At 38.4% G+C, this 26,713-nt stretch carries 12 protein-coding genes; 11 read left to right on the forward strand and 1 reads right to left on the reverse strand.

Annotated elements, in window-relative coordinates:
- Positions 1 to 16 precede the first annotated feature (16 nt).
- Positions 17 to 1,600: an NAD(P)/FAD-dependent oxidoreductase gene (locus tag IEX65_RS19490; protein WP_188768452.1), complete on the forward strand. Its 1,584-nt coding sequence runs from the start codon at positions 17 to 19 to the stop codon at positions 1,598 to 1,600.
- Positions 1,601 to 1,750: 150 nt separating this feature from the next.
- Positions 1,751 to 2,371, forward strand: coding sequence for an NUDIX hydrolase (locus IEX65_RS19495; RefSeq protein WP_188768454.1), 621 nt, complete (start codon positions 1,751 to 1,753; stop codon positions 2,369 to 2,371).
- Here the strand turns inward: IEX65_RS19495 and IEX65_RS19500 are convergent, their stop codons facing one another.
- The gene (locus tag IEX65_RS19500; RefSeq protein WP_188768457.1) at positions 2,372 to 3,607 is read right to left on the reverse strand and encodes a BamA/TamA family outer membrane protein; all 1,236 of its coding nucleotides are present in this window, start codon (positions 3,605 to 3,607) and stop codon (positions 2,372 to 2,374) included.
- A gap of 326 nt (positions 3,608 to 3,933) precedes the next feature.
- Between IEX65_RS19500 and IEX65_RS19505 the strand changes: the two genes are divergently transcribed.
- The 9 genes from IEX65_RS19505 to IEX65_RS19545 all read left to right on the forward strand — a co-directional run.
- Entirely contained in the window at positions 3,934 to 7,278 is a 3,345-nt protein-coding gene (locus IEX65_RS19505) for a ThuA domain-containing protein (protein WP_188768459.1), read from the forward strand.
- Between the two features lie 351 nt (positions 7,279 to 7,629).
- On the forward strand, positions 7,630 to 10,341 hold the full coding sequence (locus tag IEX65_RS19510) for an ATP-binding protein (RefSeq protein WP_188768461.1): 2,712 nt from the start codon (positions 7,630 to 7,632) through the stop codon (positions 10,339 to 10,341).
- The gene (locus tag IEX65_RS19515; protein ID WP_188768463.1) at positions 10,331 to 13,111 is read left to right on the forward strand and encodes an ATP-binding protein; all 2,781 of its coding nucleotides are present in this window, start codon (positions 10,331 to 10,333) and stop codon (positions 13,109 to 13,111) included. Before IEX65_RS19510 ends, IEX65_RS19515 begins: the two co-directional genes overlap by 11 nt.
- 186 nt (positions 13,112 to 13,297) lie before the next feature.
- The gene (locus tag IEX65_RS19520) at positions 13,298 to 13,636 is read left to right on the forward strand and encodes a LytR/AlgR family response regulator transcription factor (protein ID WP_188768465.1); all 339 of its coding nucleotides are present in this window, start codon (positions 13,298 to 13,300) and stop codon (positions 13,634 to 13,636) included.
- 103 nt (positions 13,637 to 13,739) lie between these two features.
- Positions 13,740 to 15,500, forward strand: coding sequence for an immunoglobulin domain-containing protein (locus IEX65_RS19525; protein WP_188768467.1), 1,761 nt, complete (start codon positions 13,740 to 13,742; stop codon positions 15,498 to 15,500).
- Positions 15,501 to 15,527: 27 nt separating this feature from the next.
- Positions 15,528 to 17,471, forward strand: coding sequence for a 3-coathanger stack domain-containing protein (locus IEX65_RS19530; protein WP_188768469.1), 1,944 nt, complete (start codon positions 15,528 to 15,530; stop codon positions 17,469 to 17,471).
- A gap of 40 nt (positions 17,472 to 17,511) precedes the next feature.
- A complete protein-coding gene (locus IEX65_RS19535) occupies positions 17,512 to 18,030 on the forward strand; it encodes a hypothetical protein (RefSeq protein ID WP_188768471.1) in 519 nt (172 codons plus the stop codon).
- Positions 18,031 to 18,057: 27 nt separating this feature from the next.
- Complete coding sequence (locus IEX65_RS19540) at positions 18,058 to 18,579, forward strand: hypothetical protein (RefSeq protein ID WP_188768472.1); 522 nt, start codon at positions 18,058 to 18,060, stop codon at positions 18,577 to 18,579.
- A gap of 89 nt (positions 18,580 to 18,668) precedes the next feature.
- Positions 18,669 to 26,713, forward strand: an 8,045-nt coding sequence (locus tag IEX65_RS19545) for a choice-of-anchor D domain-containing protein (RefSeq protein ID WP_188768473.1), incomplete at its 3' end; no start/stop codon positions are given.

Consider the following 26,713-nt stretch of genomic DNA (forward strand, 5'->3'; position numbering starts at 1 on the left):
AAAAACCTTTCAAGCAATGCAACAAACCTTGAGTCTTACCTTAGAGCCTGAGATTGCTCTCGATGATGCCGTTCTGCGTCAACACATTCAAAAAACATACTTAAAAACGATTGATGAAGATTTTTCAATCAGAAAAATGCGTCAGTCAATTGATGCTCGAAAAGGGCAAGTGAAGATTAATCTCGAAGTAGAAATATATTCGGGTGAAGTTCCACCACCCGAAATGGAGTTTCGGAAAGAATATGCCGATGTCGCTAACAAACCACAGGCAGTTATAGTAGGAGCGGGGCCTGCTGGAATGTTTGCAGCTCTGCGTTTGATTGAATTAGGAATTAAACCGATTTTGCTCGAAAGAGGAAAAGATGTGCGTGCCAGAAGGCGAGACTTGGCGGCGATTAATAAAGACCACGTTGTAAATCCTGAATCGAATTATTGTTTTGGTGAAGGCGGAGCAGGAACTTATTCTGACGGAAAACTTTATACTCGTTCAAAAAAACGGGGCGATGTTCGTCGAATTTTAGAGATTTTGGTGGCTCATGGCTCAACAAGCGAGATTTTGTTTGATGCTCACCCTCATATCGGAACTAATAAATTGCCCAACGTAGTTGCCGATTTGCGTGAGAGCATTTTGAAAGCAGGCGGCGAGGTGCATTTCGATACAAAAGTTGTTGATTTTGTATTGGTCAATGGTGAGATGAAAGGCGTAATAACCGCCGATGGCAAAGAAATAACTGGGCTTGGGGTTATTTTAGCAACTGGCCATTCGGCAAGAGATATTTTTGAATTACTACATCAAAAGGCTATTCTGATTGAAGCCAAACCTTTTGCAATGGGTGTCAGAATCGAGCATCAACAAAGTTTGATTGATACACACCAATACCACCGTCCAGAACGTGGGCTGTTGCCTGCCGCTTCTTACAGTTTGGTGGCTCAGACCTACTATAAAAATATTCAGCGTGGCGTTTTTAGTTTTTGTATGTGTCCGGGTGGATTTATCGTGCCTGCTGCTACTGCCAAAGGTGAATTGGTAGTAAATGGTATGTCGCCGTCACGCCGAGATTCAAAATATGCCAATTCGGGGGTTGTGGTTGCCATTAATGAAATTGATTGGCAAAAATATAAGCATCTTGGGCCACTGGCTGGACTTCAATTACAGAAAGATGTAGAGCAAAAAGCATGGAAATTAGCAGCCAATGCAAAGAAATTATCAGACTCACAATTTGCCCCTGCCCAACGTCTGACAGATTTTCTTTCGGGCAAAATTTCTCGTGAACTTTTACCTACTTCCTATCAGCCAGGTTTAGTGTCAATGGATATGGCCGAAGTTTTATCTGATATTATTGCCCGACCGCTACAAGAAGGAGTAAAAGAGTTTGGTAAAAAGATGAAAGGATACGTAACGAACGAAGCTCAGTTGATTGGTATCGAAAGCCGAACGTCTTCGCCCATACGCATTCCTCGTGATAAAGAATCACTCGAACACTTGCAGATAAAGAGATTATTCCCGTGCGGAGAAGGGGCTGGTTTTGCGGGTGGAATAGTTTCGGCGGCGATGGATGGCGAGCGTTGTGCTGAACAACTTGTCAGAATATATGGTTAAATTATGGATGATGGTTTTTCATTTAGGGACAATTTTTTACAACAAAATTGCTAAACATATTTTCGTCATTCGTAAATCGTCATTCGTAAATATTTTTTGTATATTGCCATGAATATCTGATTTCATAGCACTTGACCAACACCTAAAATCGTGAATTTTGCTGACTTTATAAATACCCTCAACAAACGCCTTTCGGAAAAACCTTTACCGGGTCATGAAGAAATCATGCGACAAATGTCGCCTTATCGACTAAAAGTAAAGATTGAACCCAACGAGAATACTCGTCGAAGTGCGGTTTTGATGATGTTTTATCCGAAGGGAGAAGATATTTTTCTTCCCTTGATTTTGCGTCCGCAATATGATGGTGTTCACGGTGGGCAAATGGCGTTTCCGGGTGGGAGAGTGGAGTTGAAAGATAAAGATATTCAAGCAACTGCTTTGCGTGAGGCTCAAGAAGAAATAGGAATAAAAGCTACTGACGTAAAAATCATTAAGAATCTCACCGAATTATTTATTCCACCCTCAAATATGTTTTGTCAGCCAGTGGTTGGCTATATGGCTTCACGCCCAGATTTTTACCCTGACGAACGTGAGGTTGCTGGAATTTTTGAAGTATCAATTTCAGAAATCCTTGACCCATCAATCGTTCAAGTACGAACAGTCGAAACCCGTGGAGTAAAACTCGAAACTCCTTGTTTTGTGATTCAAGACCAAATTGTCTGGGGAGCAACCGCTCTGATGATAGCCGAATTGATAGAGGTACTGAGGTAATTAAAAAACCTCATTGATATTAAACACAAAACCTTGTGAACCACCGATACCAATACCATAGTCGAATGCAATGATGGTGTTGTTGAGTTTATTCCATTTTATACGAATTCCACCACCACCTGCGGGTATAATTTTGCTCATTCCGTTGTTCGGATAATTAGCCAAACTTTGTGTGTTACCGAAGACTACGCCTCGTAAAAGACCATTACGAGTGATGGCAAAACGGTATTCTGTCTCGAAATAAAGAAGCGTTTTACTTCTAAATCTCCCAATTGGATAACCCCGACCAGTATTGTAGTAAGCATCCCACCCGATGCTTGGAAGGTCAAAATAGGGAGCATTTCCACCAAATGAAATCCAATCATAACTCCAAAGTGCAATAATATTTTCGGAATTACTCGGAAATCTGATATACTTCCTGCAATCCAAAACTACTGATTGCCAATTTTGATTACTGCCCAAAAGGGTGGTGTTGTAGCGATATTGTAGATTGGCGTAATTCCCACTCGTAGTATTTGAACTATTATCTCTGCTATCGTGCTGAATATTCAACGAAAGTCCCGATGATGTTGATTTGGGTGTTAGGCCGTATTTCTGTAAGTCTGTTTCACCCAAATCTTTTTCGTTGATTTCGTGTATTTTCCAGTGATAATCAAGGTGATAACCAATACCTGCATCGAAATTTTTAGATATTTTTCGTAAAGCTACTTGATACAGCCTGACGTGTCTGTAATCTACCAAATTAGCATCGTCAAAAGTCGTATTTCCGCCCAATCCATAAGTGTTTGCCGGGAATTTATAGTATCTTATGTCGCCCAAGAGGTTTATTTTATTTCCTTTTGTCCAAATATTAGTGTTCAGAATCGAAACAAATTGTTTGTACTGTGAGTAGTTAGTGAAAGTACGAATGCTTGAGGGCTTAGTCTCTGCTTCAGCACTCAGTTTAAAAATATTTACCGTATTAGCTCCTGCAGAAAAACCTGTAACAATAGAATAATTGACCGAAGGCAAGATAGCAAATGAACTATTTTTTTGAGTACTACTTTTGGGTTTTGGTGTGGAGTTTTTGGCGAAAATTGCTCTGAAAATATCTTTTACATCAACTTGTTTGGTAGTTTTTGGTCGGAATGAACTTGTATCGGACGAATACTCGATACTGTTCGCTTGGTGATTTCTCGAATAACTATATTCTATCGTAATCAGAAAAAATAATATGCTTATATATGTAAATTTCATTACCCAATATTAAACTTATTGCAGCATCAATTTATGCCCATTAAATTACGAACATAAATGCGGAGTGATTAGTTGTTACACAATCGTTCGATTATCATCATTTACGTAAAATCAACTAAATTAATTGTGGATTTCGATAAAAAATCATACTTTATCTATATAAAATACTTTTTAGTGTCTAAATGACAATTAAAAAATACTTTTTATCTATCTTTGTTTCTGCGAAAAGAAATACTATGATTGATAAATCTGGAAATTTATGATTTCTTTGTCACAAACTACGATAATTGGTTTTTGAATTTAAACCCCAACCTACATCATCAAAAATGAAAAAAGTTATTTTGCTTTACGCACTCTTACTGAGTGTTTTGGGTGTACAAGCCCAAAAAAGAGTACTGGTGTTTTCTCTAACAAGAGGTTTTCACCACAATTCCATCAAGGAAGGAAATCAATATTTTCTTGAACTCGGAAAAAAGCAAGGCATTGCGATTGATACAACGACTGATGCTACCAAGTTTAACGAAGAAAATCTCAAAAAGTACAACGCTGTTGTGTGGTTAAGCACCACAGGCGATGTCTTGAATCCTGCTCAACAAGCTGATTTCGAGCGTTATATTCAAGCGGGTGGTGGCTATGTGGGTATTCATGCTGCTTCTGATACTGAGTATAACTGGCCTTGGTATAATGATTTAATGGGCGGTTATTTTGCGAGCCACCCAGGTGGGAGAGTATCGAATGTGCAGAATGGTAAAATGATTACGCTTGATAAAAGTTTCCCTGCTTCGGCACATTTTCCTGAGACTTTTGAGCGTAAAGATGAGTTCTATGACTTCAAATCTTTGAAAAAAGATATTTTGAAATTTATTGTGAGAGTTGATGAAGGTAGTTATGAAATGGGTAAAATGGGCGATTTTCACCCGATGGCTTGGTACCATGAATATGATGGTGGAAAAGCTTTCTACTCAAATTATGGACACACACCCGAAACTTTCAGTGAGCCTTTAATGACCGAACACTTTTGGCAAGGTTTGAAATGGGCAATGGCCGAAAAATTGGATTATTCGAAAGCCAAAACTCAAAGAGCTCCTGAAGAAAACCGCTATGAACGCACAATTTTGGCGAGTAACCTCGACGAACCAACCGAATTGGCCACTATGCCAAACGGAAAAGTGATATTTGTAGAGCGTAAAGGATTAGTGAAAGTTTGGAATCCAACTACCAATAAAGTGAAGGTTGTTGCACAAATGCCAGTTTATACAAAATTCGAGTATGGTTTAATGGGCGTTGGAATTGACCCTAATTTTGCACAAAATAATTGGGTTTATTTTTATTACTCTCCAAACGAAACTCGTGAGGCAACAAAAGACAATTTCCTTTCAAGATTTGAATATGATAATCAGAAAGATACAGTTGTGTTTTCGTCTGAAAAAGTAGTTTTCAGAGTGCCTGTAAAGCGTGATGAATGTTGCCACACTGGTGGTTCGATTGATTGGGATGCCAAAGGAAATCTTTATTTATCGACTGGTGATGATACGAACCCATTTGCATCAGATGGCTACGCTCCAATAGATTTTCGTGATGGTCGTGATGGTTGGGATGCTCTTCGTTCATCAGGAAGCACTAACGATTTACGTGGAAAAGTTTTGAGAATTACTCCACAAAATGATGGAACATATACGATTCCAGAAGGAAATTTATTTAAAGTTGGTACAGAAAAAACTCGCCCAGAAATCTATGCGATGGGTATGCGTAACCCGTACAGAATTGCGGTAGATAAGCGTAGCGGATACCTGTATTGGGGCGATGTTGGCCCAGATGCTGGAAAAGGAAACGACAAACGTGGCCCTGAAGGTATCGTAGAATTTAACCAAGCTCGTAAACCAGGTTTCTATGGTTGGCCAATTTTTACAGGCCCTAACTTTGCCTACAATCATTATGATTTTGCTAAAAAGGAATCGGGCGAGAAATATGATGCTTTAAAGCCAATCAATGATTCTCCACATAATACTGGTTTAACAGAGCTTCCTCCAGCTCAAAAAGCATGGATTTATTATGGCTATGGCGACTCTAAACTTTATCCAGAATTTGGTAAAGGTGGCTGTAACCCAATGGCTGGCCCGGTTTATTACTCAGAAGATTATGACAAACATCCAAAAAAATTGCCAAGCTATTTAGATGGGAAATTCTTTGCCTATGAGTGGATGCGTGACTGGATTTATTTGATAAGCATGGATAAAGATGGTAATTACACAGGAATGGAGCGTTTCATGCCAAATACTAAATTCTATCACCCAATGGATATGGCGTTCTCGAAAGATGGTCGTTTGTTTGTATTAGATTATGGTATGAACTGGTTTGCACAAAACGAAGAAGCAACGCTTTCGGTTATTGAGTATAACTATGGTAACCGCAAGCCAGTTGTGGTAGCTAAGGCCGATAAAAAAGCAGGTGCTGCACCATTGACAGTGGCATTTTCATCGGCAGGAACGATGGATTATGACAAAGATGCTTTAAAATACTCATGGAATTTTGGAAAAGGAATTCCTGCCAGTACACAACCAAATCCGAAGATTACTTTCGCAAAACCAGGTGAATACAACGTTGTTTTGACAGTAAGTGATGGAGCAGGAAATAAGGTGAATCAGGAAGTAAAAGTGAAAGTAGGTAATGCCGAACCAAAAGTAAATATTGCGGTGAAGAGCAACAAAACTTTCTTCTTTGATGATGAAAAAATTGATTACGAAGTAAGCGTTGCTGATAAAGAAGACGGAACAACTACCAAAGGTATTGATGCTGCTGATGTGGTTGTAAATATCAATTATTTGGAAGGTTATGATAAAACCATGATTGAGCAAGGCCACAAAGAAAACATGAACTTTGCAGCAGGAAAACGTTTGATTGATTTAAGTGACTGTAAAGCTTGCCACTCAATCGACAAAAAATCTATCGGGCCGGCGTACATTGATGTAGCTAAAAAATATCGTCGTGGACAAACTACTATTAATCAGTTAGCTGAGAAAGTAATCAAAGGTGGTGGTGGTGTTTGGGGGGAACAAGCAATGGCTGCTCACCCGCAAGTGTCACTCTCTGATGCCCGTGATATGGTTGATTATATTCTTTCTTTGAACGATAAAAAGAAAGCATCGCAACCAATAAAAGCAGCTTATGAAACAACTGCTCACAAAGGCAAAAAAGAAGGTGCATACATTATTCAAGCAACTTATACCGACAAAGGTGGTAAAGTAATTGGGCCATTGACAAATACTGAATCGGTTGCGTTGCGTAGCTCAAAAGTAAAAGCCAATACTTATGATGACGGCAAAGCAACAAGTAAATTTAATGTTGAAGCATTGGGTGGAGAAATTGTTGTTGGAACTGAAGATGGAGCTTATGTTGGATTTAAAAATATTGATTTAACAGGCGTAAAAGGTCTTTCGATTGGAGCATTTTCGCAGAAAGGACAGAGTGTTGGTGGTAAAGTTGAAGTGCATGCTGGTTCGCCGACTGGTGCATTATTGGCCGAAGCTGAAGTGTCGGAGTCGAATATGAAGCCAGTGAAAGTGAGTTTAAACACTACTGGTCAGCAAAATCTTTATTTCGTATTCAAAAATCCGAAGGCAGAAGGTAAAGCCTTATTTGGCATAAGCACGATTGATTTCTTGAATAAGTAATTTTTGATTTTATAAGATTGCCCAACAGGTTGTTTTTAGAAAGACATTGTCGCTAAAAGCAACCTGTTTTTTGTTTTTATCACATAAACAAATGTACTGAAATGCCAATTTTGTTTTAGAAATTTTGAAGTGCTATATTTACTCTTGAAGTAACCCAAACCAAGACTTAACTGTCGAAATCTGAAAACTAATTGTCCTCTATGCTGTTGTAATACAGAGGATACCTATTAAATATAATATGCTATGAAAATGATAAAAAAAACGGTGTTTTTTTTAATAATCTTTATCTTTCTACATCCACGGCAGAGTTATTCACAAGTCATTGAATTATCATCTACGTCAAAAATTCCGATGAATATTACTTCCAATATGGAGGTTTTTAAGGATTCAACATCAAAAATATCTTTTGAACAAGCCCAACATCAAAAGTTTATTAAAAACTCAAAAAACTATTTTTTATTTCCTTATTCTGATAATGCCTATTGGATAAAATATACTTTTAAAAATACGAATGCCGAATTCAAAAAATGGGTAATAAAATGGAATAACCCTCTTACCGAACAACTCGAGTTGTATGTTTTAGACTCGACAGGAAAAAAGATTGACTACCAAAAACAACGCTTACTGACGAAGGAAAAGAAAAGGCGGTTTTCGGAAGAAGAAATTACTTTTAACTTAGAATTACTACCAAACTCTACCAAAACAGTTTTTCTGAGACTGAAAAACCAGCGAGGTATTTATGGAGCAATTGTGCTTCATTCGGTACCATCTTATGTTTACTCAAATATTGATATTTATGCTGACCAAAGTTTCAACTTCGGACTGATTATATTCCGCTTCTTCTTAGTAGTTATTTTGGGGCTTTTTATCATAAAAGATAAAATTTTTAGGTCTTATTCGCTCCAAATTGCTATCCGAACTTTCTCGTTTTTGGGTATGATGAATATCCCTGGGCCAATTTTTACATCAAATCCTGATATTGCTCAAAAAATAGATTTTCTCTGTTACAATTCGTTTGCGATAGGTTCTGGAATCTTGATTTTGGCGGTATTGGAAGTTGATAAGCTACCCAAATGGATGGTTTGGTTAGTTAAAATATCAATTATTTCGACGGCTTTAATAGATATAATCGTACTATTCGATTACAAATGGTATTGGCTAAAAGCGGGGCATTATAATATTGTCAGTTCTTCAATTATCGTGTTGATTAACTACGTTTATAGCATTATCAAGCGATACAAAATCCATATTTATTATTCATTTCCTTTTATTTTAGGAGTTATTGCTAACCTAATTTTTAACCTCAGATTGTTCGGTTTGCTTGAGTTTAAGCCAATTTTCGAAATCACTACTTTCCTTTTTATTGCCGAAATATTTTTGTTTGTTGTTTTCTTGGGACAAATCTTTAGGAGTGTGGAGCTAAATAAAATGTTGGCTGAACAAAAACTTCAATTCAATGTCATTCAAAATGAGCGTCTGAAAGAACTGGACAACCTTAAAACAAACTTTTTTACTAATATTTCGCATGAGTTCCGTACGCCTTTGAGTCTAATTTTGAGTCCGATTGAGGACTTAAAAAAGAAATATCCATCAGAGAGTATGTTAGAACCCATGCGTCGAAATGCCCAGCGGTTACTTACACTTATCAACCAACTATTGGATTTGAGCAAACTTGATTCGGGACAAATGCAGGTAAATATTAAACAAAACGATTTGGTGAGTTTTATAAAAGTCATGACCAGTTCGTTTAGTTCACTGGCTGAAAATCGAAAAATTGATTTTATTATTAATCAAAACCGTTCAGAAGCCATTGCCTATTATGATGCCGATAAAATTGAGAAAATTCTAATAAATCTACTTTCAAATGCCTTTAAGTTTACCTCTAATGGCGGAAAAATAAGCGTTTTGGTAAATTACAGTGAAGATTTTAAGGAAGTGGAAATCAATGTAAAAGATAGCGGAATTGGTATAAATGAATATAAAATCAAACACATTTTTGATAGATTTTATCAAGCAGATAGTACGCATCAGCGAAATTATGAAGGCTCTGGTATTGGGTTAGCTTTGGTAAAAGAAATGGTAGAACTGCATAAAGGAAGCATTCGGGTTGAAAGTAAGGAAGGAGAAGGGACAACTTTTAGCGTAAAATTATCAATCAACAGAAAAAGCTGGGAAGAAGAATTGAAAAAGGCGATTGAAGATGTGCCGAACTATAATTTAGTAGATTTAACTTATTTGGCACACCCCGAACAGCCAACTGAGAATATATTAAAATCTGACATACCCACAGTTGAAGACAACATTCTGCTAATCGTTGAGGATAACGCTGACTTACGGCAATATATTCGTAGTGTTTTTGAGCAAGATTACCGAATTATAGAGGCTGTGGATGGTCAAGAAGGTATCGAAAAAGCCTTAGAGATAATTCCTGATATTGTGATTTCGGATTTAATGATGCCACGCTTGGACGGTTTAGAGTTGTGTAAATTATTGAAAACCAACGAAAAAACGAGCCACATTCCAGTAGTAATGCTCACAGCAAAAGCCAACGTTGAAAGCCGCATTGAGGGCTTTGAATTGGGTGCTGATGATTATCTAACAAAGCCTTTCAATAAAGAAGAATTGCAGGTGAGAGTCAGGAATTTAGTAATTCAACGTGAGCTATTGCGACAAAAATATGATAAGCAAGTTTTTAGTTTAGTAACGAGTGAACTGAAGGTAAGTTCGGTTGAAGAGAGGTTCTTAAATAAAGCAAAAAATGTAGTCGATAAGTATATTTCGGAAAGTGAGTTTGATGTAGAAATGTTTGCCAAAGAGATGGATATGACTACCGTTGTTTTACGTCGTAAATTAAAGTCGATTTTAAATCAATCGGTCACAGAGTTTGTTAGAAAATACAGACTTCAACGGGCCGCTGAATTGCTTACAAAACGGGCGGGTACGGTATCAGAGATTGCTTACCAAGTAGGGTTTGAGAGTTTGTCGTATTTTACAAAAGTCTTTCAAGAAGAGTTTGGTATGAACCCTTCAGATTTTAGTTTTTCCCAAAAACATGAAAATTAAACTTTACCAACTTTTATTAATCTTTGTCTGTTTACAATCCGCTTACGCCCAAAAGCCGATTATAATTACTGATAGCACAGCAGCCGTTAATGTGTGCGATTATGCCAGTGTTTTTCAAGATGAAAAGGGTGAGTTGTCATTTGAAAGTATCAAAAAGCAGTCATTTTTTCCAAACAAAGGAAGTTCTTTTCTGTTTACTTTTTCGCCCACGGTTTATTGGTTTCGCTTTCAAGTTGATAACCAAAGCAAACTCAATCGAAATAACTGGTATTTCTTATGGAGCGATGGCCTAAGTGACAATATTGATATTTATATTCCACAAGAAAACGGCCAGTATCAATGTTTGAAAGGTGGATTGATGGCATCTGTCAATGAAAAAGCTTACACTGGACTTTTTCCACTCTATAAAGCAGGGTATTTGCCCCAAAATAAGGTTCAAACGTACTATATTCGCCTAAAAGCCAGTGGTTCTGTCAATGCTCAACTTACCTTGATGACACACCAGACCTACATTGACCAAATACCTGGTACTTTGGCAATGGTTTGGTTGGTTATAGGAATCCAACTGCTGCGTGTGCTATACAATATTATTTTAGCACGTTATATAAGCAATACTTCTTTCAGATGGTATGCTTTTCATACGCTAATAGTTACTATCTCTGTCTTGGGTTCGTTTGGAGTAGTCGGTAGTATTTTTAGTAGCAATCCGCCGTTGGCGAGCTTTCTGAATGATTCATTTTATCAGTTAATGCCCGCTACCTACACTCTGTTTATTTTTTCGCTCTTGAATGTTAGGAAAAATTTCCCAAAAGCCCGCTGGATATTTTTCTTCATCATCGCTTGTAGTGTTTTACAGGTATTGGCTCACGCATTTGTGCCAAAAATGTATCTTCTGATTTTTAATAATTACTTGTTTTTGTTCACCGAAGCGTTTTTGAGTATCATGTGTATGTATGCTCTCTACAAGCGGATTTCGATGAATACCTACTTGCTTATTCCGTGTTTTATTACCTTAGTTCCGTTTATTTTTCTTAATCTCAGTGCATTAGGGTTTATTAATTACGGCTGGATTTATCTGATGATTTACATCACCAACTTCTTAGAAATCTTGGCTCTTTCGCTTGTGCTGGGTAAAATCATCGAAAGTGCTGAAAATGAACGAATTTCGACAGAAAAAGCTCTCTTTGAAGAAAAAATCGAAGCAGAAAAACTGCAAGAATTAGACGCCGCAAAAACACAGTTTTTTACTAATATTTCGCACGAATTTCGTACTCCTCTAACCTTAATTTTGAGTCCGATTGATGATTTAACAAAGCGTTATCCGCACGAAAAACTCTTTGATTCAATGAAGCGTAACGCTCAACGCCTACTCGTACTCATCAATCAATTGCTCGATTTGAGCAAGCTCGATGCAGGGCAAATTCAGATAAATATTCAGCAAAATGATTTGGCCAAGCATATTCAGATACTCGGTAGCTCGTTCAGTTCACTGGCCGAAAGTAGAGGGATTGATTTCCAGATTATTCAAAATCGCCGACAAGCAATTGCCTATTTTGATGCGGATAAGATTGAGAAAATATTGCTAAACCTGCTTTCAAACGCTTTTAAATTTACGAAAGATTCGGGTAAAATTTCTTTAAGAGTAACTTATACCGAAGATTTGAGTGGAGTAGAAATAGTGGTGGAAGATTCGGGAATTGGTATTTCTGCCGAAAAAGTGAATCAGATTTTTGATAGGTTTTATCAGATTGATGGTTCGCACCAACGAAACTACGAAGGTTCGGGGATTGGCTTGGCGTTGGTCAAAGAAATGGTGCAATTGCACAAAGGAACGGTACGAGTAGAAAGCAAGGAGGGGATAGGAACAAATTTTTTCATAAAACTCCCTACCGATAAGAAGACTTGGGAAAAAGAATTGCTTAATGGTGTTTCGGAAGACTCTCAAAATGCCGATTTGAGTGCCTTCTATACCAGCAGCGAAAGCAAGAAACTTACCGAAACCAATAAGATAAACGAAGAAGAAAAAATACTTTTAATAATAGAAGATAACGCCGACCTCCGCCAGTATATTCGGAGTGTATTTGAGGAAGATTATCAAATTGTAGAAGCCATTGATGGGCAAGAAGGCATAGAAAAAGCTCTGGAAATTATTCCTGATATGGTGGTTTCTGACCTCATGATGCCACGATTAGATGGTTTGGGCTTTTGTAAAATGTTGAAAACTGACGAAAAAACGAGTCATATTCCTGTGGTGTTGCTTACGGCCAAAGCCAATGTGGAGAGCCGAATCGAAGGTTTTGAATTGGGGGCTGACGATTACCTCACTAAGCCTTTTAATAAAGAAGAACTATTGGTTAGGGTCAGAAACTTAATTAATCAACGAGAACTATTACGCCAAAAATATGATAAGCAAGTGGTAGATTTGAAACCAACCGAAGTAATTTTGTCTTCGATTGATGAAAAGTTTATCAATAAGGCTAAAGAAATAGTAGAAAGGCATATCTCCGAAAGCGAGTTTAATATAGAAAAGTTTGCCGAAGAAATGAATCTTTCAACAGTAGTTCTTCGCCGAAAAATCAAAGCTGTTACTAATCAATCTGCCACACAATTTGTGCGAAAATATCGCCTACAGAAGGCTGCAAATCTACTACAAAATAGTACGGATACGGTTTCAAATATTGCTTATCAAGTAGGTTTTGAAAGCCTGTCTTATTTTACGAGAGCCTTCCAAGAAGAGTTTGAGAAGTCACCTTCGGAATATGGAAAATAATTGAGTTTTTTCAAAAAGAGCAAAAGAAAGTTCATTTTGAGCAAAGAAAATAGCATTTTTTTAATTAAAGCCTCGTTTTTCGAGGCTTTTTTGTTTCAAAAAGAGCAAAAGAAAGTTCATTTTGGGTTAAATGGAAATGCTTTTCGTGGACGAGTTTTGTAGAAACTTTTCAATACCACGAGAACTATGAATGAACTTTACCTTACACGCCGTCAGCAGATAGAAACTGACGAAATCTTATACCTCGAAAGCGAGGTGAATTATACCAATATTTATACTACGTCAAAAGCAAGAATATTGGCCGCCCTTACACTCGGAGTCATTGAGTCACGGCTCGATACAAAATCTTTCCTCAGAGTTAACCGAAGCTACATCATCAATCTTTCGCATCTCTCAGCTTTTCGCCATGAAAACAATAAGCTAATCATTCGGCTCAACGGTGGGAAGGAATTTACAGCTTCACGGAGAAGACTAAAAGCCTTCCAAAATATCTTTTTAGAATCATCAAAAGACCTTTCGTGGTAGAAAGAAGTGGGTTTGGGGGTAACTCTTAGGAGTTATCTCCTACTTTTTTTGCCATGATTTTTACCCTATTATTTTCAAAAATGACCTCAAAAATTTCACTACCATGAAAAAAAGAATTTTCTCAAAAGGACTTTTCGCAATCCTTTTATTTATCAATCAATTATCATTTGCAGCCGCCATTACTTGGAATGGCAGCGTAAGCACCGACTGGAGCAATGCTGCTAACTGGACGGGCGGTTTACCTACTTCTGCCGATGATGTTACGATTCCGATTGGTCTGACAAATTATCCTGTTTTAGCAAGCAATACTTCTATCAAGTCTATTTTTTTAGTTAATACGGCGGCAAGTCTAACCATAAATTCGGGAGCAGTGCTTGATATAAGCACTACCCTTAGTTGTCGAGGGAGTATTCAAAACTTTGGCACTATCAATGTAAACGAAGGGAGTCAGTTTGAACTAAATGGAATCTTTACCAATAAAACCACTGGAGTTTTTAATTCAATCATTCCTGTTGTGAATGGTGCTTATGGTATCAAGCTTTTTAATTTATCAAGAATTGTTAATGAAGCGGGTGGAGTTATCAATGCAACAGGTTCAAGAGGGCTTTTCATACAAGGCGACAACACAGCCTTAACGATGCTCAGCAATAGTGGAATGATTAATCTAACTGGTGGTATCGAAAAATATACCGATAACCTTATCAACGAAACCTGTGGTATTATAAAACTCATCACGTTTAGCAATTTTTATCGAGGAGAAATTATCAATCAAGCAGGTTTGGTTCAGAACAATGGCTATTTTGATATTCAGTATAATTTAACCAACAATGCTGGGGCTTCCAATTTTGTGAATGATGGTCTGATAAAAATTGGAAATACGGCAGGAACATTTACAAACAATAAACTTCGAGTTAGAAATAATCCAGCCAACGCAACTTTTATGACCATCGGAACGAGTAATAACTTGGTCGTGGATGGAATATATACCGATTTGGCAACAACTGTTTCGGCGGGTACTTATAGTCTGACCACTAATGTTTTTACGCCCGCTACGCTCCCAAGTGGGTCTCAAACACTCTATGCTAAAATCACTTATGGTGCTTGTAGTTTTATTGCTCCAATTACGTATGTGCCTCTTCCCGTTTTTACTTCGCAATACACCGACCGTAACCTGTGTACGGGTGCAAGCGAAGTGCTAAATCTTCCCGCAACCGATGCTATAAGTTATCAATGGCAAAGCTCATCTTTTGCTAATATGAATGCACCAACTAATCTTTCAACTTCTGCTGGCTCAACAACAATTTTGGGAAATGCCTCATTTGCAAATAAGTACATCAGATGCACTGCTTTGAATAATACAGGTTCGGTATTCTCAGATGTGTTTCGAGTGATAGTTTCGTCCGCAGTTACTGCCCCAACGGCCGTTAGTAGTTCTAAAAATAATCTTTGTAGTGGGGTTAGTGCTTCATTATCAGCTACTTGTGCAGTTGGGTCGGCAAAGTGGTATGACCAAGCAACGGGCGGAACGGCACTTGCCACAAGCTCACCTTTTGTGGTTACGCCATCGGCTACGACGACTTATTATGCCGCTTGCGAGAATACAGCTTGTTTTAGTAGTCGAGTAAGTCAGGCCATTACGGTTGTGAATGCAGTTGCTACGCAAACGTTGGTTAGTCCAACGAATGATATTACAGCCGATGCAGGAGTTTTGTTGGCAGGAAATAACATTACGGCCAGTAATAAAATAGAAACAACAGGAAAAGCGACCTTCCAAACTGGCAAATATGTAGAGCTTAATGCAGGTTTTGAAGCAAAAAATGGAGCTGTTTTTCAAGCTATCATCCAAGCAGTTTGTAATAATTGAAAACCTTCCTCTTAAAATCGTCATTCAATGAAAAAAAATACTACATTCTCATTCAATAATCGTTGGTTATATACCTATTGTTTTTATCTAATATCACTAATAGCTTCCGCCCAAAATTTACAGCTTCTCCGACAAGCATCATCTGGTGGGTATAATTCTATTATTGCCTCAGTAACTGATGATACTGGAAATCTTTATGTACTTGGGGGCTACAATGGAGTTTTAACTTGGGGAACTATTTCTTTGCCAACGGCGGCCTCCAACGAATCGTATATCGCAAAATTTGATGTTTCGGGAAATTGTTTGTGGGTCAAACGTTTTGGAGGAGTGAGTTATGATATAGCATTATCGGGGAGTTCGATTTATATAACTGGCTATTTTTCTGGCACAATCAATTTTAATACACCTTCAGCAGCAGGAAGCAATGAACTCACAAATGCGGCTGGTGGAGGCGATATTTTTGTGGCAAAATTTGATACAGATGGTAATATTCAATGGGCAAGAAGAGCAGGTGGAACTAACTCATACGTTGATATGGGCGAAGGTATTGCCGCAACGAGTGATGCCGTTTATGTAGTAGGTTATTTTTATGGTACTGCTAATTTTAATACACCTTATTCGGCAGGTTCTAATGAAATTACGAGTGCTGGTGGAACGGATGGATTTATTGCAAAATTCGATACAAACGGAGAGATACAAACCATTCAAAGAATAGGAGGAACGGGGCTTGATTACTGTCGAGAAATCGCAATTAAATCTAACGAAATCTACGTTGTGGGTGATTTTTCTGAAACGGCTAATTTTAATACACCATCAGCTTTTGGTACAAATGAATTAGTAAGTGCAGGTTTGACTGATGGATTTCTGGCAAGATATGATAATACAGGAGCTATTCAATGGCTCAGAAGGTTTGGAGGTGTAAAAAGTGATAATACTCCAGACATCGCTTTATCAACCAATGATGTGTATGTGTTGGGTGGTTGGGGAGGAACAAGTAATTTTAACACACCCTCTGCTTTTGGCTCTAATGAAATCACGAGTGCCAGTACAACTTATGATGCTTGTATTGCCAAATTTAATGATGCTGGAACATTTCAATGGGCAAAACGTGCAGGGAGTACGTCAGCAGCGACCGGTGGTAGCAGTATTTTCGCTTCAAATAATGCCGTATTTTTCACGGGTAAATTTAGTCGAACAATCAATTTTAATACACCAGCCGCCACAGGAAGCAACGAACTAATAAGTGCTGGTACTGTTAGTGAAGATATGTTTGTGGCGAAATACGATGAGGCTGGCGTTTTTAAATGGGCTAAAAGAGGAGGAGGAGCTGGAGATGATGCTGGGTATTCGGTAACTGTACGAAATAATTCTTTGTATGTCTTGGGAAGTTTTACACGTACTGCCAATTTCAATACGCCATCGGCTTCGGGTAGCAACGAACTCACAACGTCAACAATTACTTCATATTTTGCAAAATATACTACGATTGCCCTACCAACATTTTCAACCCAACCAACAAACGAAAGTATTTGTGAGAATGGCGATGCTACACTGACCGTAGTCGCAACTGATGCCTCCACTTTTCAATGGCAAATTTACAATGGTTCTACGTATGTTGATTTGACTAATATTAATCCATACAACAATATAACTACTTCTTCCCTAACAATTACTTCACCACTTAATAGTTTAGATGGTTCAATGTATCGTTGTGTGGCTACTTCAGAAGCAGGAAGTACAAATTCTAATCCTGCTACACTGACAATCATTGCTAATAACGTAGCTGAAACTACAAATATCACTGGTCAAACAGTCCTAAAAAAAGCAGCTCAAAACTTAACTGCTACAAATAGTATCACTGCAAACGCTAATGTAAATTATTCCGCAGGTAAATCGGTATTGATGAACGCTGGATTCCAAGTACAAAGCGGGAGCGTGTATAGTGCAGTCATTCAGAATACGTGCAATTAAACTAAAAATGTATTATTTCTCAACTCTAAAATTTATAACCATGAGCGTAAAATTTAATTTAAACACCTTCAAAAGTTTGTACCCAAACTCAAAGTCTTATAGCGAGTATTTGGAATACAAAGTAGAAGATTCTCAGTATCGGGTTTATAATCCGACTGTGAAAGCAAATAATGTATTGTATGTGAAGCTTGACCATATTCGAGCCGATGCAACTGACGACCACGTTGAGCTTACGGTTGAGTTCGATACGAACGCCTCAATTAAGCACGTAAGCTATACTTGGAAGAAAGGAAATGATGGCTATCAGATTTCAGATACTGCGATTAGCATCGTTGACGACTCACTTGAACTGCTGGGAGCAGTAGGTGCTTTAGAGACTTTTGGGCTTTCGGAAGAATTAGCACTTGATGCCAAAGAAGCCTTTGATTTTTGTGCCAAAGCCTTCAATGATATTTCGACGGCGGTTGTAAAATGGAATGATAACGGTGGACAATTGTATTTTGTGGCGGTGGTTAGTCATACAATCAATCGTCTGTGTTCATCAGTCTATGTTAAATAAACTTTCAATCTTAAACTTCTTACAACTATGAAATTTGATTATGATGCTTTTGGTAAAGCAATGAATAGCAATAAAAACAATGATATTGATGTAATAAATAGCGGGAAAAACTATGGTTGGTTTTATAAAGATGATGATGATTCGAGTGAGTTTAATCAAGTAATGGAGTACAGAATAAAAGATGGCGACCATAACTACCGCACTTGGCACCAAGAAAGCTCGATGATTACGCACGATGCAGGAATGCTGGTTTCCGTAAAAATAGACCACATCAGAGGCGAAAACATAGATGACCACATAGTGCTGCTAACAGGTTTTGATTTTAATGGAAAACTATTCTACGGACAAGCCTTTGTGCAGATGAAAGAAGAAGACCCGTTTCATACCGAAATCATCACTTCGGGCGATATAATTGATACAGTACACGACCAAATACAAGATAAAATAAAAGATAATTATGGCGTAAATGGCAGTACCGAAGGGCGTAAGCAAATACCGCACATTGTAAGACTCAACATGAAAGCCATGTGCGATGGCGTAAAGAAATAAAATAATAGTGGCTATGATAAATCTATCGTAGCCACTTAACATCAAAATATCAGATTGAATCTTATGAATAACCCAAATTGAAATCTACCATGAAAAAAATTATATTTATTTTATTTGCACTATGCTTCTTTCAAAATGCTTTAGCTCAAATATTCCGTACACCTATATCGGCAGCAACTGATGTAAATACAGGTTCTTTGAGACATCCCAATCTAATAGTCAATGGTCTTCCTGCAATTGTTTACAGAAACTCAAGTTCTAATTTGATGTATGTTCGAGCTACTAACGCCGAAGGCACTTCTTGGGATACACCTGTTGTGATAGAGCCAAACTTTGGAGTAGAGGCAAGTTTCTCAATGGCTATTATTGATGGAAAACCTGCGGTATGCTATCTTGTATTTGAATCTGGCCTATTTCGGGTCAGGTACAGAACAGCGACAAATGTCGCTGGCACTGCATGGAGTGCCAGCACGAATGTATATTCTAGCGTTTTGCTTTATTCATTGACATTACAAGAGGTTGGAGGAGTACCCGCAATAGCATTTAGAGCAGGTTCAAATATATTGTTTTCGATAGGTACTAATGCCAGTGGGACTTCTTTTAATACCCCCATTACTGCAGTTTCTGGGGTTTCATCAGATGCTGTTTCAATGAAAGTAGTGAATGGAAATCCAGCCATTATTTTTAAAAACAGCAGTACTTCAACATTAAACTATGTGCGAGCCACGGCTGCCAATGGAAGCACTTGGGGTAGCAGTATTCAGTTAGAGGCGGCTGATTCAGGCACTAATTCAACCATTGAAGTTGTCAATGGAAACCCAGCTGTGGCTTATCGTGGTTTGGATAATTATTTACGGTATATCAGGGCTACCGATGCCAATGGTAGTGCTTGGGGGACTACTCAAACTCTTCATAGATTAACACCAAATAGCTGTTCGATGGCTGTGATAAACGGGATACCGTGTATTGCTTATGCTGGTGCTTCAAGTGGTTTATATTATATAAAGGCAGCAGATGTTAACGGCAGTTCTTGGGGAAGTTCGCAATTAATAGCTACTGGAGGGTTTGGCGGGGCATCGTTAACTGTCATTGATAACAAAGCAAGTATTGCGTGTATAGATGGAAATAATGTTGATGTTAAGTATATTCAAGAAGCATGCACCCAAGTAGCCACCGCCACCGAGACAATGACTTGGAATGGTTCGGTAAATACCGATTGGAACAATGCCTGTAACTGGACACCCAATGGTGTGCCAGGGGCAGACAACGGTGTAACCATTCCTACTGCAGCCGTCAGAGAATCTGAAATATTTTCGGGGGTATCTGTTTCAGTAAAATCCATTGCCATATTTCCCGATGCAACGCTGAAAGTTGCACCTTCAGCAACCTTGACTGTAAATGGAGGTAATAATAATAGTGGTAGTTTGGTTTCTATTGCAAATGCTGGAACTTTAGAAAACAGTGGCACTATTAGCATAGGAAATAATCCTGCTGTTAGTGTAGTTTATTATGGTATTGACGTTTTAGGTGGTGGAGTATTGATAAATAATAGTACAGGTTCGATTACCATAGAAAGGGCATCTCAAAGCTACATTCATCATACAGCTTCTGGAACATTTACTAATTCTGGTACAATTACCGCTGGAAGTAGCAGTAATTTAAGTGTATTTGGTATTCATAATCTAACAACATTCAATAATACAGGAACAATCTCTATAAGCAATACCACAAGTGGGGGTTTTTATAATTTTACTGGCACACTGACTAATGATGGACAAATAATTGCTGAGGCAATAAATACTACTGATAGAGGTTTTATTAATCAAAATATCTTTACGAATAATACTTGTGGTAAAATTATAGTATTAAAAGGCGAATTGGTGAATAGCGGTTCATCTGGAATTATAACAAATATGGGTTTAATTCAAATTGCAAACAATCTGAACAACTCCCGACCTTTTACTAATAATGGTGTTTTAAAATATAGTAGTATTTCAGGGTCTGCTGCTATTACCAACAATCAAAATTCGTCAATCATTGTAAAAAACACTCCCATTCCAATTTTCACCTACGGTGGCACATATAACGGCACGGGTGCAAGTACAGTGAATGGCATTTATAAAGAACAAGCCGCTACCAACTTAGCAGGGACATTTACCGCACCTAATACTTTTGTACCTGATGTATCGCTACCCGCAGGTAATCAAACGCTCTATGCTAAAATAACTCCAAGTGGTGGGGCGTGCTTTTATGTAGTGCCGTTTACGTATAATAACGGCAATCCTGAAATAGACGTTCAATGGAATGGAAATAGTATTTCGGATGGTGATATAAGTCCTTCACTTACAGATGGGACGAGTTTTGGTAATTCTAATGCAAGCTTTGGTTCGATCGTTAGAACATTTACGATTAGAAATCTCGGTAATGCAAACTTAACATTGAATGGTACACCCAAAGTGTCTGTGATTGGTGCTCATCCGCTTGACTTTACTGTGACATCTGAGCCTGATACACCTGTCCTGCCATCAGGTAGTACTACTTTTAATATAACCTTTAACCCGACGGCATCAGGCCTTCGTACTGCTACGGTAAGTATTTCAAATGACGATTCTAATGAAAACCCTTTTGATTTTACTATTTCTGGAACTGGAATCTGCTCGCTATCTCCTCCCCTTGGAAGTGTTAGTAATAGTTCTATATGTAATGGGTCAAGTGTTACACTTACAGGGTCTTGTGTTGGTGGAACAGTTACTTGGTATGACACTTCTTCAGGTGGAACATCGCTTGGTTCCGGTGCGAGCTTTGTGCATAGTCCAACTACCACAACATCTTATTATGTCACTTGTTATGCCGATCCATGTGAAACCAGCAGGGTATTTGCAGGTGAGGTAGTAGTTAATAATTGCCCTGAGATTAACATAATAGGCAATTCAACAACCATAGCCGACAATGACGGAACACCAAGTGCTGCCGATCATACAGATTTCGGCTCAACCTCAGTTTCACAAGGTTTGGTAGTCAGAACCTTTACAATTGAAAATACAGGACTTGGAGCGTTGAATTTGACTGGTAATCCGGATAAAGTAGTAATTGGAGGTACACATGCAAGCGATTTTACTGTTACTCAGTTGCCAAATTCACCAATTGCAGCCACCAGTGGAACCTCAACCTTCCAAATTACTTTTAATCCATCAGCTAATGGTATTAGAACCGCTACCGTCAGTATTGCCAACGACGATTCTAATGAAAATCCTTATAATTTCAGTATTCAGGGAACTGGAACGGGTAACCCCTTCATCACTCGTTGGAATTTAGCTACACCTGGTTCTGGTTCTACGCAACTCAGTTTTGGCGTAGTTATTTCTGGAAATGTTAACTATACATGGACAACTGTACCCGCAGGAACAAGTGGTTCGGGTACTATTGTGGGTTCTACTGCTAATATTACTAATTTACCTGTTGGTGCAACGATAGAGTTAAGTATTGAACCAACTAATTTTAAGCAAATCAAAATAGTTGATGGTACTGATAAAAGCCGCTTAGTAGATGTAAAACAATGGGGAGATGTATCTTGGCTAAGTATGCAAAGTGCTTTTGCTGGTTGTAATAATCTGAATATAACGGCAACTGATATACCCAATCTTTCCTCGGTTACAACAATGGCTGAGATGTTTTATGGCTGTTCTTCGTTATCTGGCCCAGCAAATATGGGTAGTTGGAATACCGAAAACATAACAGCTATGAATCTTATGTTTGCAGAAGCGGGTGCATTTAATCAGCCTATAGGTACATGGAATACGTCAGCCGTCACATCAATGGCTGCTATGTTTGGAGGAGCAAGCTCTTTTAATCAGCCGCTCAACAACTGGAATACAACTTCTGTAAGGAATATGAACGCAATGTTTAGTAAAGCTAAATTATTTAATCAAGATATTAGCAGTTGGAATACATCAGCTGTAGAAAATATGTATATAATGTTTTCAGGTGCGAGCTCTTTTAATCAACCTATTGCTAATTGGAATACATCTGCTGTTAAAAATATGGAAGGTATGTTTTGGAATGCAACTTCTTTTAATCAAAATATTGCTAATTGGAATGTCTCTGCTGTAACAAATATGGCTAATATGTTCAATTCTGCAAGTGCATTCAATCAAAGCTTGGCTGCTTGGGGAACAAAGTTTAATACTGATGTTAATTTATCTAATTTTTTAGATAATTGTGGTATGGATGTGGTAAACTATGATGCAACACTCACTGGATTCAATTTAGGAACAGTAATAGGCAGAAATATGGGGGCAGTTGGTCGCAGGTATTGTGCATCAATAACTGATAGAAATAATTTGGTTAATGTGAAAAATTGGACAATAGTAGGAGACGCCATCAGTAGTACTTGTATTCCTGAAATCAACCTGAAAGGTAATAATATTTCAATACTTGATGGTGATACTACACCTTCGGCATCAGACTTTACCGATTTTGGTTCTCAAAATGTATCATCAGGAACGGTAGTCAGAACTTTTACCATTGAAAATACAGGTACAGGAAGTTTAACTATTCCTATTGGGGGTATTACAAGTTCAAATACTTCCGAGTTTGCAATTGGGGGGATAGCATTGCCAGCAACTATTGCAGCTAATAATTCTACAACGTTTACTATTACATTCAACCCCAATAGCTCGGGTTCAAGAACTTCTACTATAAATATTACTAACAATGATGCCGATGAAAATCCGTATAATTTTAGTATTCAAGGGACGGGCTTCTGTAACCAAGTGGCAACCGCAACTGAAACCATGACTTGGAATGGTTCAGCAAGTACAGATTGGGCAAATGCTTGTAACTGGACACCCAATGGCATTCCTGGGGCTGGAAATCCAGTACACATAGGAATCGTTACAAATAAGCCAATTATTTCATCAGGTAATATGCTGGCAAAGACAATTACCATCTTGGGTAGTGGTGCAGTTCTGACTGTGAATAGTGGAGCAACACTAACGGTTAGTAATCCAGAGTTAAGCCAAGTTATATCTGTAAGTAGTGGGCAAATTATCAATTATGGAACCATAAATGCAATTAATTCATATTCTGGAGGGCTTTACCTTTCAAAAACAAAAATATCTTTGCAAGATGCTACATTAGATAATTTTGGGACAATCAATTTAAGTTCAACAGATGTAACCGAATCAGTCAGCTCCTCTCTAAATGTAGGCTCAAATGCTACTTTTACAAATAAATCAGGAGCTACAACCACAGTGGATGGACGTATTAATTTACAACAAGGAAATTTTGTAAATGAAGCAAATAGTACTTTATTGGGGAATGAAAACAGTGAATTCTTTGTACAAAGTGGTGTGATTACAAACTCTGGAAATGTAGAAATTGGAAGTATTTTTCTTTCAAGTAATAATCCTCCTTCTCAATTAGTTAATAACGCATGTGGCAAAATCAAGGTTGTTTTTTCTATTATCCTTTCGGGTACGGCCACAGCAGTAAATAATGGACTTATAATTACAGGAGGATTTGGCGATGGAGGCGGGACTTTTACTAATAATGGCGTATTTACGTACGGACAATTGATAGGTTTAGGAATTATGCCTACTAATACTACGGTTTCTTCGGTTATTATCAATAGTAATAAAGTGCCAATTTTTACTTATGGAGGTACATATAATGGTATAATTGAAGGTATTTACAGTAACCCAGAAGCAACAATTTTAGCTGGCTCGTTTACAGCACCTAATTCATTTGCTCCATCCAATACATTGCCCTCAGGATTACAATGGCTTTATGTTAAAATAACACCAAGTGGTGGAAATTGTACTTATATAGTACCATTTAATTTTAATAATGCACCAGAGATAAACATCAAAGGTAATAATAACAATATTTTTGATGGTGATAATACCCCGACAACAACTGACCATACTAATTTCGGAACAGCGAATATTACGGGAGAAACTGTAGTAAGAACATTTACGATTGAAAATTTTGGTGGCAATGTAATGACATTGGGAAGTAATCCAGTCTCTTTGACAGGAGCAAATACTGAAGACTTCATCATTACTCAACCTTCTATTACTACTATACCAGCAGGTGGGAGTACCGCATTTACGGTTACTTTCAATCCATCAGTATCAGGAGTGAGAGATGCAACCGTAAATATTGCTAATAATGATACCGATGAAAATCCCTACGACTTTAGTATTAGAGGAACAGGGAATTGTGACCCAGCCTCAATACCTAATCCTAATATAATCGGTTCAGACAATCTTTCTTGTTCAAACACAAGTGTTATTCGTATGGCAAGCGGGGGCGGAACATATTCATGGAGTAGCGGATTAGGTACAAATGCAACAGCTACTATCACATCTTCTGGAATTTACACTGTCACTGTGACAGGTAATAATGGTTGCATCGCAACCGCTACCACCAATGTTACACTTGATAACAGCGTACCAAATGCAGGTATCACAGGGACAACGAATTTAACTTGTACAACGACCTCAGTCAGCCGAACAGCCACAGGCGGTGGAAGTTATTCATGGTCAAATGGTTTGGGAACAAGTGCCACTGTAAGTATCACAATTTCAGGTATTTATACCGTAACTGTAACGAATAGCAATGGCTGTACGGCAACCGCTACCACCAATGTTACACTTAATAACAGTGTCCCAAATGCAGGTATTACTGGCACAACGAATCTAAGTTGTACAACGACATCAGTAAGCAGAACAGCCACAGGCGGTGGAAGTTATTCATGGTCAAATGGTTTGGGAACAAATGCGACGGTAAGTATCACAAGTTCAGGCATTTATACCGTAACGGTAACAAATAGCAATGGCTGTACAGCAACCGCAACGACCAATGTCACGCTTGATAACAGCGTACCAAATGCAGGCATCTCAGGCACGACAAATCTAACTTGTACGACGACATCAGTTAGCCGAACAGCCACAGGTGGTGGAACATATTCATGGTCAAATGGTTTGGGAACAAATGCGACGGTAAGTATCACAAGTTCAGGCATTTACACCGTAACGGTGACAAATAGCAATGGCTGTATTGCAACCGCTACGACAAATGTGACGCTTGATAATAGTGTTCCAAATGCAGGTATTACAGGCACAGAAAATCTAAGTTGCACAAGAACATCGGTCAGCCGAACAGCCACAGGCGGAGGCACGTATTCATGGTCAAATGGTTTGGGAACAAATGCGACAGTAACTATCACAAGTTCAGGTATTTACACCGTAACGGTGACAAATAGCAATGGCTGTACGGCCACAGCTACCACCAATGTCACACTTGATAACAGTGTACCAAGTGCAGGAATTACAGGTACGACAAATTTAACTTGTACAACGACATCGGTCAGCCGAACAGCCACAGGTGGTGGAAGTTATTCATGGTCAAATGGACTGGGGACAAATGCGAGTGTAAGTATCACAATTTCAGGCATTTACACCGTAACGGTGACAAATAGTAATGGCTGTACTGCCACTGCAACGACCAATGTCACCCTTGATAACAGTGTGCCAAGTGCAGGAATTACAGGCACAACAAATTTAACTTGTACAACAACATCGGTCAGCCGAACAGCCACAGGTGGTGGAAGCTATTCATGGTCAAATGGTTTGGGAACGAATGCGAGTGTAAGTATCACAATTTCAGGCATTTACACCGTAACGGTGACAAATAGTAATGGCTGTACGGCCACAGCTACCACCAATGTCCCCCTTGATAACAGTGTACCAAATGCAGGAATTACAGGTACGACAAATTTAACTTGTACAACGACATCGGTCAGCCGAACAGCCACAGGTGGTGGAAGTTATTCATGGTCAAATGGACTGGGGACAAATGCGAGTGTAAGTATTACAATTTCAGGCATTTACACCGTAACGGTGACAAATAGTAATGGCTGTACTGCCACTGCAACGACCAATGTCACCCTTGATAACAGTGTGCCAAGTGCAGGAATTACAGGCACAACAAATTTAACTTGTACAACGACATCGGTCAGCCGAACAGCCACAGGTGGTGGAAGTTATTCATGGTCAAATGGTTTGGGAACGAATGCGAGTGTAAGTATCACAATTTCAGGCATTTACACCGTAACGGTGACAAATAGCAA

It is taken from the genome of Emticicia aquatilis (genome assembly GCF_014644295.1).
GTDB classification, from domain to species: Bacteria; Bacteroidota; Bacteroidia; order Cytophagales; family Spirosomataceae; genus Emticicia; species Emticicia aquatilis.